General features: G+C 72.1%; 11 protein-coding genes and 1 rRNA gene. 5 read left to right on the top strand and 7 right to left on the bottom strand.

Annotated features, from left to right (window positions below):
* Positions 1-159 precede the first annotated feature (159 nt).
* From hpf to mtnA, 6 genes are all read right to left on the bottom strand, one after another.
* Positions 160-852 (bottom strand): ribosome hibernation-promoting factor, HPF/YfiA family, encoded by a 693-nt coding sequence (hpf, locus tag ACFYOH_RS20030; RefSeq protein ID WP_388627242.1) that lies wholly within the window; start codon positions 850-852, stop codon positions 160-162.
* Positions 853-1,164: 312 nt separating this feature from the next.
* A complete protein-coding gene (locus tag ACFYOH_RS20025; RefSeq protein ID WP_388627240.1) occupies positions 1,165-2,001 on the bottom strand; it encodes a ComF family protein in 837 nt (278 codons plus the stop codon).
* A gap of 124 nt (positions 2,002-2,125) precedes the next feature.
* Positions 2,126-3,967 carry an LpqB family beta-propeller domain-containing protein gene (locus ACFYOH_RS20020; protein ID WP_388627238.1) on the bottom strand — a complete coding sequence of 614 codons (1,842 nt, stop codon included), beginning with the start codon at positions 3,965-3,967 and terminating at the stop codon, positions 2,126-2,128.
* On the bottom strand, positions 3,957-6,050 hold the full coding sequence (gene mtrB, locus ACFYOH_RS20015; RefSeq protein WP_388627236.1) for an MtrAB system histidine kinase MtrB: 2,094 nt from the start codon (positions 6,048-6,050) through the stop codon (positions 3,957-3,959). Before mtrB ends, ACFYOH_RS20020 begins: the two co-directional genes overlap by 11 nt.
* Position 6,051: 1 nt before the next feature.
* Positions 6,052-6,741 carry a two-component system response regulator MtrA gene (gene mtrA, locus ACFYOH_RS20010; protein WP_191870552.1) on the bottom strand — a complete coding sequence of 230 codons (690 nt, stop codon included), beginning with the start codon at positions 6,739-6,741 and terminating at the stop codon, positions 6,052-6,054.
* A 119-nt stretch (positions 6,742-6,860) separates the two neighbouring features.
* Positions 6,861-8,003 (bottom strand): S-methyl-5-thioribose-1-phosphate isomerase, encoded by a 1,143-nt coding sequence (mtnA, locus tag ACFYOH_RS20005; RefSeq protein ID WP_388627234.1) that lies wholly within the window; start codon positions 8,001-8,003, stop codon positions 6,861-6,863.
* A gap of 140 nt (positions 8,004-8,143) precedes the next feature.
* Here mtnA and ACFYOH_RS20000 point away from each other — a divergent pair, with 140 nt between their 5' ends.
* From ACFYOH_RS20000 to ACFYOH_RS19980, 5 genes are read left to right on the top strand one after another with little or no spacing between them, the layout of a single operon-like run.
* Positions 8,144-9,571, top strand: coding sequence for a glycerophosphoryl diester phosphodiesterase membrane domain-containing protein (locus tag ACFYOH_RS20000; protein ID WP_388627233.1), 1,428 nt, complete (start codon positions 8,144-8,146; stop codon positions 9,569-9,571).
* Positions 9,572-9,575: 4 nt separating this feature from the next.
* Positions 9,576-10,361, top strand: a complete 786-nt coding sequence (locus ACFYOH_RS19995; protein ID WP_388627231.1) for a DUF4129 domain-containing protein — start codon at positions 9,576-9,578, stop codon at positions 10,359-10,361.
* Positions 10,358-11,554: a DUF4350 domain-containing protein gene (locus ACFYOH_RS19990; RefSeq protein WP_388627230.1), complete on the top strand. Its 1,197-nt coding sequence runs from the start codon at positions 10,358-10,360 to the stop codon at positions 11,552-11,554. Before ACFYOH_RS19995 ends, ACFYOH_RS19990 begins: the two co-directional genes overlap by 4 nt.
* On the top strand, positions 11,554-12,543 hold the full coding sequence (locus tag ACFYOH_RS19985) for an AAA family ATPase (protein WP_388627727.1): 990 nt from the start codon (positions 11,554-11,556) through the stop codon (positions 12,541-12,543). Before ACFYOH_RS19990 ends, ACFYOH_RS19985 begins: the two co-directional genes overlap by 1 nt.
* Positions 12,543-13,853 (top strand): DUF58 domain-containing protein, encoded by a 1,311-nt coding sequence (locus tag ACFYOH_RS19980; protein WP_388627228.1) that lies wholly within the window; start codon positions 12,543-12,545, stop codon positions 13,851-13,853. The genes ACFYOH_RS19985 and ACFYOH_RS19980 overlap by 1 nt, the downstream gene beginning before the upstream one ends.
* A gap of 92 nt (positions 13,854-13,945) precedes the next feature.
* Here the strand turns inward: ACFYOH_RS19980 and rrf are convergent.
* Positions 13,946-14,062 (bottom strand): 5S ribosomal RNA (gene rrf / locus ACFYOH_RS19975).
* Positions 14,063-14,219 lie beyond the last annotated feature (157 nt).

Raw genomic sequence — 14,219 nt, 5'->3', positions numbered from 1 at the left:
CAACCCAAGGCAGCGGCCCACCGGTTGGGCCGGTCCGGCCATGATTCCATGCCCGGACGGCACCGGGGCGACGAGCGAGGCGCGAACTGGTCGCACACAGGTGCCCCTGGGGGCGCACACGCGCTTCCAGGGGCACCGGCTCGACGTGGGCCGGATGGGTCAGCCGCCCAGCGTGCCACCTGCCGCGGGATGCTGCGCCTCAGCGACCATCGGGTCCGTGCTGAGGTGGATCACGCCGTAGTCGTAGGCGTGCCGTCGGTAGACGACGCTGGGTTCCTTCGTCTCCGCGTCGACGAACAAGTAGAAGTCGTGGCCGACCAGTTCCATCTCGTAAAGGGCCTGGTCGAGGCTCATCGGAGCGGCGACGTGCGTCTTCTCGCGGACGACGAGGGGGCCTTCTCCCTTGACCTCCAGCGAGCCGATCTTCTTCGTCGGCACTCCGTCCGTCTCTTCCTCCTGAGCGGGGAGGCCGTTGCCGTTCAGCGTCGCCGCGCCCGGCACGTGGTCGGGAACCTCGGCCGCCGAGATCCGGCGTGCGCCTCGGCGGGAGAAACGCTTGTCGTGCTGCTTGCGCAGCCGGGCGTCCAGCTTCTCCGCCGCCAGGTCGAGTGCCGCGTACGGGTCGCTTGCCGCTGCCTCCGCCCGGATCACCGGACCGCGGGAGCGGAGCGTGATCTCCACTCGGTCACAGCGGTCGGCCTGTCGGGGGTTGGGCTCCTTGGACACCTCGACGTCGAGGCTGATCACCTTGGCATCGAGCCTCTGGATCTTCTCCAGCTTCAGCTTCTCGGCCACGTGCTTGCGGAACCGCTCGGGCACCTCGGTCTTGCGGCCTTTGACGACGATGTCCACGCAGAACTCCGTTCCCGGATCGCTCCGCTCCGTCGGCGGAGCATCTCCCTTTTGCACCAGATCCGGTGAGCACCGGACCTCGGACTCGGTGACTTCCACCTCCTCCTCCCCCAAGGGCGAGATCTGCACCCCACCGCCACGGGTGATTGCCGAAAACCCGTGGCACGGCATTCCGATATGAGAGGTGTGGCCTGCGCCTTTCCTCACAACCGAACATATCTCGCCCGGACGGATGTCGTCACCCTCTACTCCGGCGTACCTCCGTTCAGGTGAATTACCCCTCCCGCTACCTGCAACGATGCAAGTCAGCGATCAGTTCCTGTTCATTTCGAAAGAATCCAGCGGGGCGGCGATCACGGCCGCATGGAGCGCATGCCGGAGAGTGTTCACAGCCGCCTTTTCCGGTGCACCATGCACCCACTTCCCACTCTCCCATCGTGCTCCGATCCGTCGTTCATCCCTTCCTTCCCGAGTTACGGCTCCGTACACGACTGTTCTCACTCCAGTTCCCTCCTCTGCCACCTCCCGGACAGCCCGCGCCGCCTCCGCGAGGCTGGCGCCCGTCGTGATCAGGTCGTCGACGAGCACGACGCGTCCCGCGCCGAGCAGCCGGCCACCGCCCGCCGTCACCTCCAGCGCACCCGTGAGGTTCGCCAGGCGCCGCCGAGCGTCCAGCCCGGCCTGGTCCGCCACCGGCCGCCGCTGCCGCAGCACGGCCGCCACCCTGGCCGGCGTACCGGTGCGCCGCAGCGCCCCGGCCGCCGCGAGCGCCATCCGCCGCACCGGATCGTGCCCGCGCGCCCGCACGGCCCACCGCGCGGAGGGCACGGGCACGAGCAGCACGGGCCCGAAACCGGCGTCGAGCCCCGCCCGCACGGCTCGCGCCAGGGCCGCACCCAGTGCTCCCGCGAGGGCCAGCGCGCCCCGCTCCTTGTGCGCCAGAAGCAGCGTGCGCACCTCCTCCGCGTACGGAGCCACCGCATGCACCACCGGCAGCCCGGCCGGCTCCGGCACCGGCCGCACCCGCCGTGGCGCGCGCCCGCACAGCGCGGCCCGGCACCGCGGGCACAGCACCGCACGAGGTGCTCCGCAGCCCGCGCAGTCCGTCGGCAGCACCAGGTCGGTGAGGTCCTGCCACCACCCCCGCATGTCCACCACTGTGCCAAGGCGGAAGCGGCCCGGCCACCCCTGTGGAAAACGCCCTGTGGACAACCCGAGGAAACGCGCACCGCCCCTCACCCACACGGGGAAGGGGCGGTGCCTGACGCGACGCTCAGCCCGGATAGACCGGCGCCGTCCCGTCCTTGTCGACCTTCTGCCACTGCGATCCGGACGGCAGCCGTACGATCCCGTCGTCCTGTGAGGAGGCCACCAGCGGCACCCGCTCGTCCTCGGACGCGGCGATCGACTTCACGCCTGTGAGCGCGCCCGGTGCCGGACCGTCGAGCGTGGAGCCGTCGACCTGGACGTACCGCATCTGCAGCACGCCGCCCTGCTCCCGGCCGGCCACGAGCAGCCTGCTGTCCCCGGCCCACGACAGGGCGCTGACCTGCTCCAGGTCGGGCGCGGCCGACCGCAGTTCGACCACCGACGTGTCCTGCCCGGTGCCGTCGTCGCGCTGGACCCGGCCGATCAGCAGGGACTGCTTGCCGTCCTTCTTCTCCACGACGAGCGCGATCCGCACGCCGTCGGCGGCGACCCGTGCGTCCGTGATCCGGCCGGGCAGGTCCGGGACCGCGACCTCCGCCGGTTTGGCGGCGCCCTGCTGCAGCACGTACAGCCGGGGACGGCGCGGGTCCCGGTCGGCCACCCACAGGTCGCCGCGGGCGTCCCAGCTCGGTGTGGTCAGCCGCTCGTCCAGGGTCGCACCCTGGCTGGTCACCAGGGCCTGACCCAGCGAACCGCCCGACGCCAGCGACGTCACGTACAACGACTTCCCCTGGTCGCCGACGCCGGCCGCGCTGTGCTCGTCCCGCGACACCGCGACCGACTCGAACGCCTTGCCGCCCTCGCCCAGCGGACCCGGCACCGGTACGGCGCTGGTGGTGGTGCTCCCGGTCGGCATCCGCACCAGCCGGTGCTTGCCGTCGAGGTAGTACAGGTTCTCGGGGCTCTTGGCCGACCCGTGCCAGGCGGTGGCCTCGGCGCGCTCCTCGCTCAGGTCGCACAGCCGGTGACCGCCGACGCCCTGCAGCTCGACGGACTCCAGCGTCGGCGCCAGGTTCCGCAGCGTGAACAGCAGCTGCGTCGCCATCTCGGTGCACTTGGTCGCCGCGACCTGGGACTCCTTGAGGTTCAGCGGCACGGTCAGCTTGTTCTGGTCGTCCGGAGCCAGCCCCGACACGTCCTTCTGCAGGGCCGTACCGGTCGGGAAGCTGGACCTGACGACCGGCCCGAGCCAGCGGGTGGGGCCGCTCAGCAGCGAGCGGACCATCTGCGTCATCGGGTCCACCTTGCTGCGCACGAACACCGGATCGGCGACCGCCACCGGCTCCCCCGCGGACCCCACCGCCGTGTCGGAGGCGAAGTAGTACTTGTCGACGGGCGTGTAGTTGCGCTGGAAGTCCGACTTGCCCATGACGACCCCGTCGGGCAGCGCGTCGATGCGCCACTGGCCGTTCTTGGGGTCCCGCGTCAGATGCACCTTCTTGCGGTAGGAGCCGCCGACCGGCTCGTACGCCTGCTGCGCGTCCACGGTCGCGACCATGCTGCCGGCGAGGACACAGGTCGCGCTGCCCGCCCGGTCCGGCCCCGCGCCCGGCCGGCAGTCGGGCTCGATGCTCGGCCCGTTGGCGAGGACCGTGGTCGACTGCTCCTGCCGCCAGGTGTGCGCCGCGTCGGGCGTCAGGTACTTGCGCGCCGTGTCGTACGCCGGGTCGTCGCTGGTCAGCGCCTCCAGGAAGCCCTGCATGATCTCGGCGGGCCCGGCACCCTCGGCCGGCGGCATGGCGAACACCCGGACCCCCGTGTCCTGCCGCGGCGTGGACTCCACGTTCCGCAGGTCCCCGCTGTCCGGCATCGAGGCGCACCCGGCCAGCAGTACGGTCCCCAGGGCGGCGTAGGCCAACGCGCGTCCCGGCCGCGGCCGGGCGCCCCCCTTGCGGTCAGCGCCCACGAAATGCCTCCCCTGGCTCGGTCGAGTCCTCCTTGTCGGCCGCATCCGGCCGGGCCGCGCCCGCATCGGGTGCCGGACGCGTGGTGGGCCTGTCGTCCGCACGCCGTGCGCCACCGGTGGGCCGGGGTACCACGCGTGCGCCGTTTCCGTTGCCGGGCAGCGCGGCCGGACCGGCGGTGGGCCCAGCAGGGGCGCGCGGCGGCAGCGCGGGCGCCTGGGCGCCGCTCTGCTGCACGGGAACGGTCGCCCGCTTCTCCTCGCCTCCGCCGGGCAGACCGGCCTCGTCGAGGCCGCGGTTGCGGCGCGAGTCCTTGGGCTCCAGCGGTATCGGCGAGCCCCGCAGCGGCTCGTCAGCGGTCCTGGGCAGCGTCAGCCGGAACTGGGAGCCGCCGCCCGGCTCGCCCCAGGCCTGCAGCCAGCCGCCGTGCAACCGCGCGTCCTCCAGCGCGATCGACAGCCCGAGGCCCGTACCGCCGGTGGTACGCGCGCGTGCCGGATCCGCCCGCCAGAAGCGGCTGAACACGCGCGTGGCCTCGCCCGGCTTGAGTCCCACGCCGTAGTCGCGCACCGCGACGGCGACCGCGCCGCCCGCCGCAGCGAGCTTGACGACGACGTCCTTGCCCTCACCGTGCTCCACGGCGTTGACGACGAGGTTGCGCAGCACGCGCTCCACACGGCGGGGGTCGGCCTCGGCCACGACGGGCTGCTGATCGCCGACCACGCGTATGTGCGTGCCCTTGCGCTCGGCGAGCGGCTCGGCGCCGCTGACCACACGCCGGACGACCTCCCGGAGGTCTATCGGCTCGGCCTCCAGGGCCGCCGCGCCCGCGTCGAAGCGGCTGATCTCCAGCAGGTCCGCGAGGAGCGACTCGAAGCGGTCCAGCTGGTCGGCGAGCAGCTCGGCCGAGCGCGCGGTCACCGGGTCGAAGTCCTCGCGTGCCTCATGGATGACGTCGGCGGCCATGCGGACAGTGGTCAGCGGGGTGCGCAGCTCGTGCGAGACGTCCGACACGAACCGGCGCTGCATCCGCGACAGGTCCTCCAGCTGCTGGATCTTCACCTGGAGGTTCTGCGCCATCTTGTTGAAGGCCTCGCCCAGTCGGGCGATGTCGTCCTCGCCGGTGACCTTCATCCGCTCCTGCAGCCGCCCGGCCGACAGCCGCTCCGCGATCCCGGCCGCCATCCGCACCGGCGTGACGACCTGGCGCACCACCAGCCAGGCGATGGCCCCGAGCAGCACGACCACGAACAACCCCGCGGTCGCCAGAGTGCCCTTGACCAGGCTCAGGGACTTCTCCTCCTGCGTGAGCGGGAAGAGGTAATACAGCTCGTACGGCCGCCCGTTGGGGTCGTTGACCTGCTTGCCGATGACCAGCGCCGGCTGCGACTCCTTGCCGTTGGCGTAGACGATCCGGGTGTAGCTCTGGGCGGCCGTCGTACCGCTGTTGACCCGTTCACGCAGGTCGTCGGGGATGCTGGAGGTCGGGTTGACGTTCCCGGAACCGCGCGGGCTGCGGCCGCCGCCGCTGTCGTCGCCGACGGGCAGCGTGACGACGTCGAAGGCGCCCGCGCCGCCGCTGGACAGCGATTCCACGAGGTCGCTCATCCACTGGATGACGTTCTGAGACTGCCGGCCGTCCGCGGTCGCGGTGCCGTCGGCGGTGCCGCTGCCGGCGGCCGCACCCGTACCGGCGCCGCTGGCCGCCTCGTCCGCCTTCTGCTTGGCCACCGCGAAGCCACCCGTGGCCTGGCTCTGCGAGGCCCTCACCTTCGCGTCCAGCAGGCCGTTGCGCACCTGCCCGATCACGACGAAGCCCAGCAGCAGCACGACGCCCAGGGACATCACGAGCGTGGTGGCGACGACCCGCAGCTGGATGTTGCGCCGCCACAGCCGCATCACCGGCAGCAGCGGACGGCGCACCCAGCGCAGCAGCAGCCTGATGACCGGACTGCCCTGGACCCCGCCCTCGAGCAGCCCGCCCTCGAAGAGATTCCTGAACCGGGCACCCGCCGTCCGGCCGACAGGCCGCCCCGGACGGGCCCCGGACCGGCCGGGTGCCGAAGCGGCGCTGTCCCCGGACATGTCAGCTCGGCCCCGCCTTGTAACCGACACCACGGACGGTCACCACGATCTCGGGCCGCTCCGGGTCCTTCTCGACCTTGGAACGCAGCCGCTGGACGTGCACATTGACAAGCCGGGTATCGGCGGCGTGCCGGTAGCCCCACACCTGCTCCAGCAGCACCTCACGGGTGAACACCTGCCACGGCTTGCGGGCGAGCGCGACCAGCAGGTCGAACTCCAGCGGGGTCAGCGCGATCGACTGCCCGTCCCGCTTCACCGAGTGGCCGGCCACATCGATGACCAGGTCACCTATGGTCAGCTGCTCCGGCGCCGGCTCCTCCGACCTCCGCAGCCGCGCCCGGATCCGGGCGACCAGCTCCTTCGGCTTGAACGGCTTGACGATGTAGTCGTCGGCGCCCGACTCCAGGCCCACGACCACGTCGACGGTGTCGCTCTTCGCCGTGAGCATCACGATCGGCACCCCGGACTCGGCCCGGATCAGCCGGCACACCTCGATGCCGTCCCGACCGGGCAGCATCAGGTCGAGCAGGACCAGATCCGGCTTGGTCTCCCGGAAAGCGGCCAGCGCCTTGTCGCCGTCGGCTACGAAAGACGGCTCAAAACCTTCACCACGCAGCACGATGCCGAGCATCTCGGCCAGTGCGGTGTCGTCGTCGACGACAAGGACTCGTCCCTTCATAAACGACATCATCCCATTCTCATAACAGCGACAGGCGCCCTGGTGAGGGAGGTCACTGGCCGGTGACGATAGTCGTACGGAGCCGTCACTGTCTGCCCCCGTCCGCCGACCGTCGAGCCGGCATCAGCCCATCAGCTGGTCGTCACCTGGCGCGACCTGGCACACAGCTCCGCGAGAGCCTCGGCCGTCACGGGTGAGACGGCACCCTCCTCGGTGACGATGGCCGTCACCAGCTCGGGCGGCGTCACGTCGAACGCCGGGTTGTACGCCTGGGTCCCCAGGGGCGCCACCGGCACCCCGCCTCCCGCTCCCGTCACCGGCACCTGAGGCACCGCTATCTCGGTGACCTCGAAGCCGGGTCGCTGCTCGACCTCGATGGACGCCCCGTCGGGGGTGCCCGGGTCGACCGTCGTCACCGGAGCCACCACGATGAACGGCACATGGTGGTACCGCGCCAGCACGGCGAGCGGATAGCTCCCCACCTTGTTCGCCACCGAGCCGTCGGCCGCGATCCGGTCCGCCCCGATCAGCACCGCGTCCACCTCGCCGGCCGCGAGCAGCGAACCCGCCGCGCTGTCGGTGAGCAGGGTGTACGCCATGCCCGTGCGGGCCGCCTCGTACGCCGTGAGGCGCGCACCCTGCAGCAGCGGACGCGTCTCGTCCACCCACAGCCGGCGCAGCCGCCCCTCGCGGTGCGCCTTGAGGGCCACCGCGAAGGCCGTGCCCTCACCCCCCGACACCAGCGAGCCGCTGTTGCAGTGGGTGAGGATCCGGTGCCCGCCGCCGGGCACCAGTTCGTCCAGCAGCGCCAGTCCGTGAGCCGCCATCCGGGCGCTGGCCTCGGCGTCCTCCCGGTGCAGCGCCCGCGCAGCGGCCAGCGCCGCCGTCGCCGCCTCGGTGGGATCGCCGCTCTTCGCCAGCCCGGCCTGATACGCGGCCTGGGCGCGGCGCACGCCGACGGACAGGTTCACCGCGGTGGGCCGGGCGCCCTCGAGGGCCTGCGCCGCCTCGGCCACGTCGAATCCGCGCGCGGCGGCGAGCGCGACACCGTACGCCCCCGCGATCCCGAGCAGCGGCGCCCCGCGCACGGCGAGCGAACTGATCGCCTCCACCAGCGCCGGCGCGTCCGTGCACACCAGCTCGACCTCTTCGGCCGGCAGCCGGGTCTGGTCGAGAAGCACGACCACCGGGCCTTCGGGTGGTTCCTCCCATCGGATCGCAGGTATCTCGGTCGGCCGCTTGTCTCCGTCGGTTCGCGCCTGCTGATCAGCCATGCGGTCAGTCTGCCCCGGATCCGGCGGACAATTGAAGGCATCCAGCGCCCACCGCGGCCGGTCCCTTGATGACCACCCCATGGCACGATGGCTGCCAACCTGCCGCGGCGACCGCGGACGGGCACCGAGAAGGAGCTTCGATGACAGACACTCCGGGCTGGGCCTCGCCCGGAACCGCCCCGTCGAACGAGGGGCGGGAACCCGGCGCGTCCGGTCCCGCCGAGCCTGCCGACCGCCCCGGCGACACCGCACCCCCGGCGCAGCCGCATGCCGACGCGCAGGGCCCAGGCGGAAAGTGGTCCAAGGAGCAGCCGCCACCCGGCCAGTGGTCCGCGCCCACCGGTGCCCCCGGCGCTCACCAGACCCCGCCACCCCCGCCGCCCGGCGCGGGCCGGACCGGACAACCGCCCGGCGGATACGGCGGATACGGCGGCGGGTACGGCCGCCCTCCCGGCGGCTACGGAGGCCCTCCTGGCGGGTACGGCGGCCCTCCTGGCGGGTACGGCGGCCCTCCTGGCGGGTACGGCAACCCCGGCGGATACGGAGCCTGGGGCGGCGGCTGGGGCGGTCCCCCGCCCGCGGCCAAGCCCGGCGTCATCCCGCTGCGCCCGCTCGGCGTCGGCGAGATCCTCGACGGCGCCGTCTCCACCATGCGCGCGCACTGGCGCACGGTCCTCGGCATCTCGCTGGCGGTGTCCCTGCTCCTGAACACCAGCATGGTCCTGCTGCAGGGCCTCGTCCTGAACGACACCACCGTCCAGACGACGATCAACGACCCGAACAACGCCAGCCCCGACGAAGCGCTCCACGCCCTGCGCGAGACCATGATCGGCACCGGCATCGTCTCGGTGATCCGGACGGTCGCCATCATCCTTTTGACCGCCCTGCTCACGACCATCACCAGCCGGGCCGTCCTCGGCAGGTCGATCACCGCCGGCGAGGCCTGGCGCGAATCCCGCCCGCAGATCCTGAAACTCCTCGGACTGCTCATTCTGCTCGGCCTGATCTTCGCCGGTGTCGTGGTCGTCGGTGGACTGCCCGGCCTCCTCCTCCTGCTCGCCGGCAACAGGAACGGCGGAGCCGCCCTGTTCGTGCTCGGCTTCCTCGCGGCCACCGTCGTCGCGATATGGCTGGGGATCCGCTTCTACCTGGCCGCGCCCGCTCTGATGCTGGAGCGGCAGGGCATCGTGAAGTCCCTGAAGCGCTCCGCGAAGCTCGTCCGCGGCTCCTGGTGGCGCACCTTCGGCATCGTGCTGCTCACCCTGCTCATCACCGTCATCGTCGCGTCGGTCATCTCCATCCCCTTCACCCTCATCGGGGCCGCCGCCAGCGGCGACAGCACGAGCGACGTGCTCGGTACCAGCGGCGGGCACATCGGTTGGACCGCCCTGATCATCCGGGGTATCGGCGCCCTGATCGGCACCACGCTCACCCTGCCGATCAGCGCGGGCGTCACCGTGCTCCTCTACATCGACCAGCGCATCCGCCGCGAAGCCCTCGACCTCGAACTGGTCCGCGCCGCCGGTGTCCAGAACACCGCCGGGCCCGGCCCCGTCCCGGGGAGCTGATGCGGTGAGTCTCACGGGGGGAGTGCTCGCGGCGACGGCCCCGTCCGGCGCCGGCGGCACGGTCGTACGAGGCCTGCTGCGCGCGGCGGACACGGCCGTCCGCGCAGCAGGCGGCTCGGGAGACGAGCCGCCCCTGACCATCCCGCGTGATCCCGCGCGGGAGGCGGCACGCCGCGAACTGTCCAAGCGGCTGTACCACGAGAACGAACCCGGGCTGTTCCAACGTGCCCTGAACGCCTTCTGGGACTGGCTCGGCCGGCTGCTCGACTCGGCCGCCTCGGCGACACCCGGCGGCACGATCGGCCTGGTCGTCGTGGTCCTGTTCGTCGTCGCCGTCCTGGCCGCCCTGTGGTGGCGCCTGGGCACCCCGCGCCGGCAACCCACCTCCTCCTCCGCCGCCGCCCTGTTCGACGACCGCCCCCGCAGCGCCGCCGAACACCGCGCGGCCGCCGAGGCACACGCGGCCCAGGGCCACTGGAACCAGGCCGTGCAGGAACGCATGCGGGCCATCGTCCGCTCCCTGGAGGAACGCACTCTGCTCGACGTCCGCCCGGGCCGCACCGCCGACGAAGCGGCGGCCGAAGCCGGCCGGTCCCTGCCCGCACACACCGACCGACTGCGGGCCGCGGCCCGCGAGTTCGACGACGTCACATACGGCGGTCGCAGGGCGACCGAGCAGTCGTACCACCGCATCGCCGAACTCGACCGTGACCTGGAACGCGCCAGACCCGCCCTCACCCACAGCACCACCAGCACGGCCCCCACCGCCCACCAGGGGGCCGCCGAGTGACCGCCGAGGCCGCGCTGCCGACGACCTCCACCGCGCCCACCGCCCGCCAGGTATGGACGCGCGCGCGAGGCATCGCACTCGCCGCCGTGCTGATCCTGGTGGCGGCCGTCGCCATGGCGGCCGTACGCTCCACCGTCCGGCACGGCGCACTGGACCCGCGCTCCGCCGACCCCTATGGCAGCCGTGCCGTCGCTCAACTCCTCGCCGACCGGGGCGTCGCCACGCGCGTGGTCACCTCGCTCGGCGCCGCACGGGACGCCGCTGGGCCGGACACCACTCTTCTGGTCGCCGCACCCGACCTCCTGACGGACCGTCAACAAGCCCAACTGCGCGCGGTCACCGCCACCTCTGGCGGGCGCACCGTCCTGGTCGCGGCGGGCACCCCCTCCGTCGAACGGCTCGCCCCGGGAGTCACCGCAGACCCCGCCACCAGCAGCGCCACCACGCTCGCCCCCCACTGCACCCTGCCCGCGGCCCGGCGCGCGGGCAGCGCCGACACCGGCGGCATCCGCTACACCACCACCCGCCTCGGCGCCGACCGCTGCTACCCCAGTGCGCGCCTCGCCACCCTGCTGCGCATCCCCGAGACATCCGGGAGCGGCGACACCGTCGTGCTCGGCGCGCCCGACATCCTCTACAACGACCGCCTCGACAAGCAGGGCAACGCCTCGCTCGCCCTCCAACTCCTCGGCTCCCGCCCCCATCTGGTCTGGTACCTCCCCTCGCTCTCCGACACCTCGGCCACCGGCACCGGCGACCAGAAGAACTTCCTCGATCTGCTCCCCTCGGGCTGGCTCTGGGGCACCCTGCAGCTCTTCATCGCAGCGGTACTCGCCGCCTTCTGGCGGGCACGCCGCTTCGGCCCCCTCGTGCCCGAAAGACTCCCCGTCGCGATCCGCGCCTCCGAGACCGCCGAAGGACGAGCCCGCCTCTACCGCAAGGCCGACGCCCGCGACCGCGCGGCCGCCGCTCTTCGCTCCACCACCCGCACCCGCCTCGCCCCCCTCGTCGGCATCCCCGTCACCCAGGCGCACACGCCCGAGGCCCTGCTCCCCGCCCTGTCCGCCCACCTCACCGGCGAGCAACAGGCCCTGCACTCGCTCCTCTTCGGACCGCCGCCCGGCGACGACGCGGCTCTCATCGCACTCACCGACCAACTCGACGCCCTCGAAAGAGAGGTACGCCGTTCATGATGGACCCGACCACTGACAACGCCGGGAACACCGGGGATTCGGACGCCGCCCGAGCCTCCCTGGAGGCTCTGCGCGCCGAGATCGCCAAAGCCGTGGTCGGCCAGGACCCCGCCGTGACCGGCCTCGTCGTCGCCCTCCTCTGCCGCGGACACGTTCTCCTTGAAGGAGTCCCCGGAGTCGCCAAGACGTTGCTCGTCCGCGCCCTGGCATCTGCACTCGAACTCGACACCAAGCGCGTCCAGTTCACTCCCGACCTGATGCCGAGCGACGTCACCGGATCCCTCGTCTACGACACCCGCACCGCCGAGTTCTCCTTCCAGGAGGGCCCGGTCTTCACCAACCTCCTGCTCGCGGACGAGATCAACCGCACCCCGCCCAAGACCCAGTCCTCCCTCCTCGAAGCCATGGAGGAGCGCCAGGTCACGGTCGACGGCACCCCGCGCCCGCTCCCCGAACCGTTCCTCGTCGCCGCGACGCAGAACCCGGTCGAGTACGAGGGCACGTACCCCCTCCCCGAAGCCCAACTCGACCGTTTCCTGCTCAAACTGACAATCCCTCTGCCGTCCCGCCAGGACGAGATCGACGTCCTGACCCGGCACGCCTCGGGCTTCAACCCGCGCGACCTGCGCGCCGCCGGCCTGCGCCCCGTCGCCGGCCCCGCCGGCCTGGAAGCGGCCCGCGCCGCCGTCGCGAAGACGACCGTGTCCCCCGAGATCACCGCCTACGTCGTGGACATCTGCCGCGCCACCCGTGAGTCGCCCTCCCTCACCCTCGGTGTCTCCCCCCGCGGCGCCACCGCCCTCCTGGCCACCTCGCGCGCCTGGGCCTGGCTCACGGGCCGCGACTACGTCATCCCCGACGACGTCAAGGCCCTCGCCCTGCCCAGCCTGCGGCACCGGGTCCAGCTGCGCCCCGAGGCCGAGATGGAGGGCGTGACGGCGGACTCCGTCATCAACGCCATCCTCGCCCACGTCCCGGTCCCCCGCTGATGGCACTCACCGGACGCGCCGCCCTCCTCGCGGCCCTCGGTTCGATCCCCGTCGGCATCCTGGAACCCGGCTGGACGGGCATCCTCGCGGTCAACGGCCCCCTGGCCCTCGCCTGCGCCTGCGACTACGCGCTCGCCGCCCCCGTACGACGCCTCGTCCTCTCCCGGTCCGGAGACACCTCCACCCGCCTCGGGGAGACCGCCGACGTCACGCTCACGGTCACCAACCCGTCCCGCCGCCTTCTGCGGGCACGGCTGCGTGACGCATGGCCGCCGAGCAGCTGGGAGCCGGGCACCGAGATCGAGGCCTCCCGGCACCGACTGACCGTCCCCCCGGGCGAACGCCGACGCGTGACGACAAGGCTGCGCCCCACCCGCCGCGGCGACCGCCACGCCGACCGCGTGACGATCCGCTCCTACGGCCCCCTCGGACTGTTCTCCCGCCAAGGCGCCCACAAGCTGCCCTGGTCCGTACGAGTTCTGCCCCCTTTCACCAGCCGAAAGCATCTCCCGTCCAAACTCGCCCGATTGCGTGAACTCGACGGCCGCACCAGCGTGCTGACCCGCGGCGAGGGAACGGAATTCGACAGTCTGCGCGAGTACGTCCCCGGGGACGACACCCGCTCGATCGACTGGCGAGCCACCGCCCGCCAGTCCGCCGTCGCCGTCCGCACCTGGCGCCCCGAACGCGACCGTCACATCCTGCTCGTCCTGGACACCGGCCGCACCTCCGCCGGCCGCGTGGGCGACGCACCGCGCCTCGACGCCTCCATGGACGCCGCACTCCTCCTCGCGGCCCTGGCATCCAGGGCCGGCGACCGCGTGGCACTCCTGGCGTACGACCGCCGGGTGCGGGCCCTGGTCCAAGGCCGCTCGGCAGGAGACGTACTGCCGGGCCTGGTGAACGCGATGGCACCGCTGGAACCGGAACTCGTCGAGACCGATGCTCGGGGCCTCACCGGCGCAGCTCTGCGTACGGCCCCCCGCCGATCCCTGATCGTGCTGCTCACGACGCTCGACGCGGCCCCCGTGGAGCAGGGTCTGCTCCCCGTGCTTCCGCAGCTCACTCAGCGGCATACCCTTCTGGTCGCTTCGGTGGCCGACCCACACATCGCCCGCATGGCAGAGTCCCGGGGCAGCGCGGAGGCGGTGTACGAGGCAGCGGCGGCGGCTCAGGCGCAGAGCGAGCGTCAGCGCACGGCTGAGCAGCTTCGACGGCACGGCGTGACGGTTGTGGACGCGACGCCGGAGGATCTGGCGCCGGCACTGGCGGATGCGTATCTGGCTCTGAAGGCGGCGGGCCGGCTCTGAATCCGCCCTGGCTCTGCCGCCCTTCGGGGTAATGCGGTTCCCCTAAACGCAGAAAGGCCCACGCCATCCGGCGTGGGCCTTTCCCAAGAATTGTTCGGCGGTGTCCTACTCTCCCACAGGGTCCCCCCTGCAGTACCATCGGCGCTGTGAGGCTTAGCTTCCGGGTTCGGAATGTAACCGGGCGTTTCCCTCACGCTATGACCACCGAAACACTATGAAACTGACAACCGGACCGCCATCGGATGGCGGGGCTGTTCGTGGTTTCAGAACCAACACAGTGGACGCGAGCAACTGAGGACAAGCCCTCGGCCTATTAGTACCGGTCACCTCCACCAGTTACCTGGCTTCCAGATCCGGCCTATCAAC

Origin of the sequence: Streptomyces sp. NPDC007856 (genome assembly GCF_042868225.1) — a bacterium.
Classification (GTDB): domain Bacteria; phylum Actinomycetota; class Actinomycetes; order Streptomycetales; family Streptomycetaceae; genus Streptomyces.
The sequence above is the reverse complement of the archived record's forward strand: the minus strand, read 5'-3'. Positions and strand labels throughout refer to the sequence as shown.

Bases quoted from the DNA above. Each gene is read 5' to 3' on its own strand.
- mtrA (WP_191870552.1), bottom strand. From the start codon at position 6,741: ATGATGTCGTTTATGAAGGGACGAGTCCTTGTCGTCGACGACGACACC.
- ACFYOH_RS19980 (WP_388627228.1), top strand. From the start codon at position 12,543: ATGGCACTCACCGGACGCGCCGCCCTCCTCGCGGCCCTCGGTTCGATC.
- mtnA (WP_388627234.1), bottom strand. From the start codon at position 8,003: ATGGCTGATCAGCAGGCGCGAACCGACGGAGACAAGCGGCCGACCGAG.
- mtrB (WP_388627236.1), bottom strand. From the start codon at position 6,050: ATGTCCGGGGACAGCGCCGCTTCGGCACCCGGCCGGTCCGGGGCCCGT.
- ACFYOH_RS20000 (WP_388627233.1), top strand. From the start codon at position 8,144: ATGACAGACACTCCGGGCTGGGCCTCGCCCGGAACCGCCCCGTCGAAC.
- ACFYOH_RS20025 (WP_388627240.1), bottom strand. From the start codon at position 2,001: ATGCGGGGGTGGTGGCAGGACCTCACCGACCTGGTGCTGCCGACGGAC.
- ACFYOH_RS19985 (WP_388627727.1), top strand. From the start codon at position 11,554: ATGGACCCGACCACTGACAACGCCGGGAACACCGGGGATTCGGACGCC.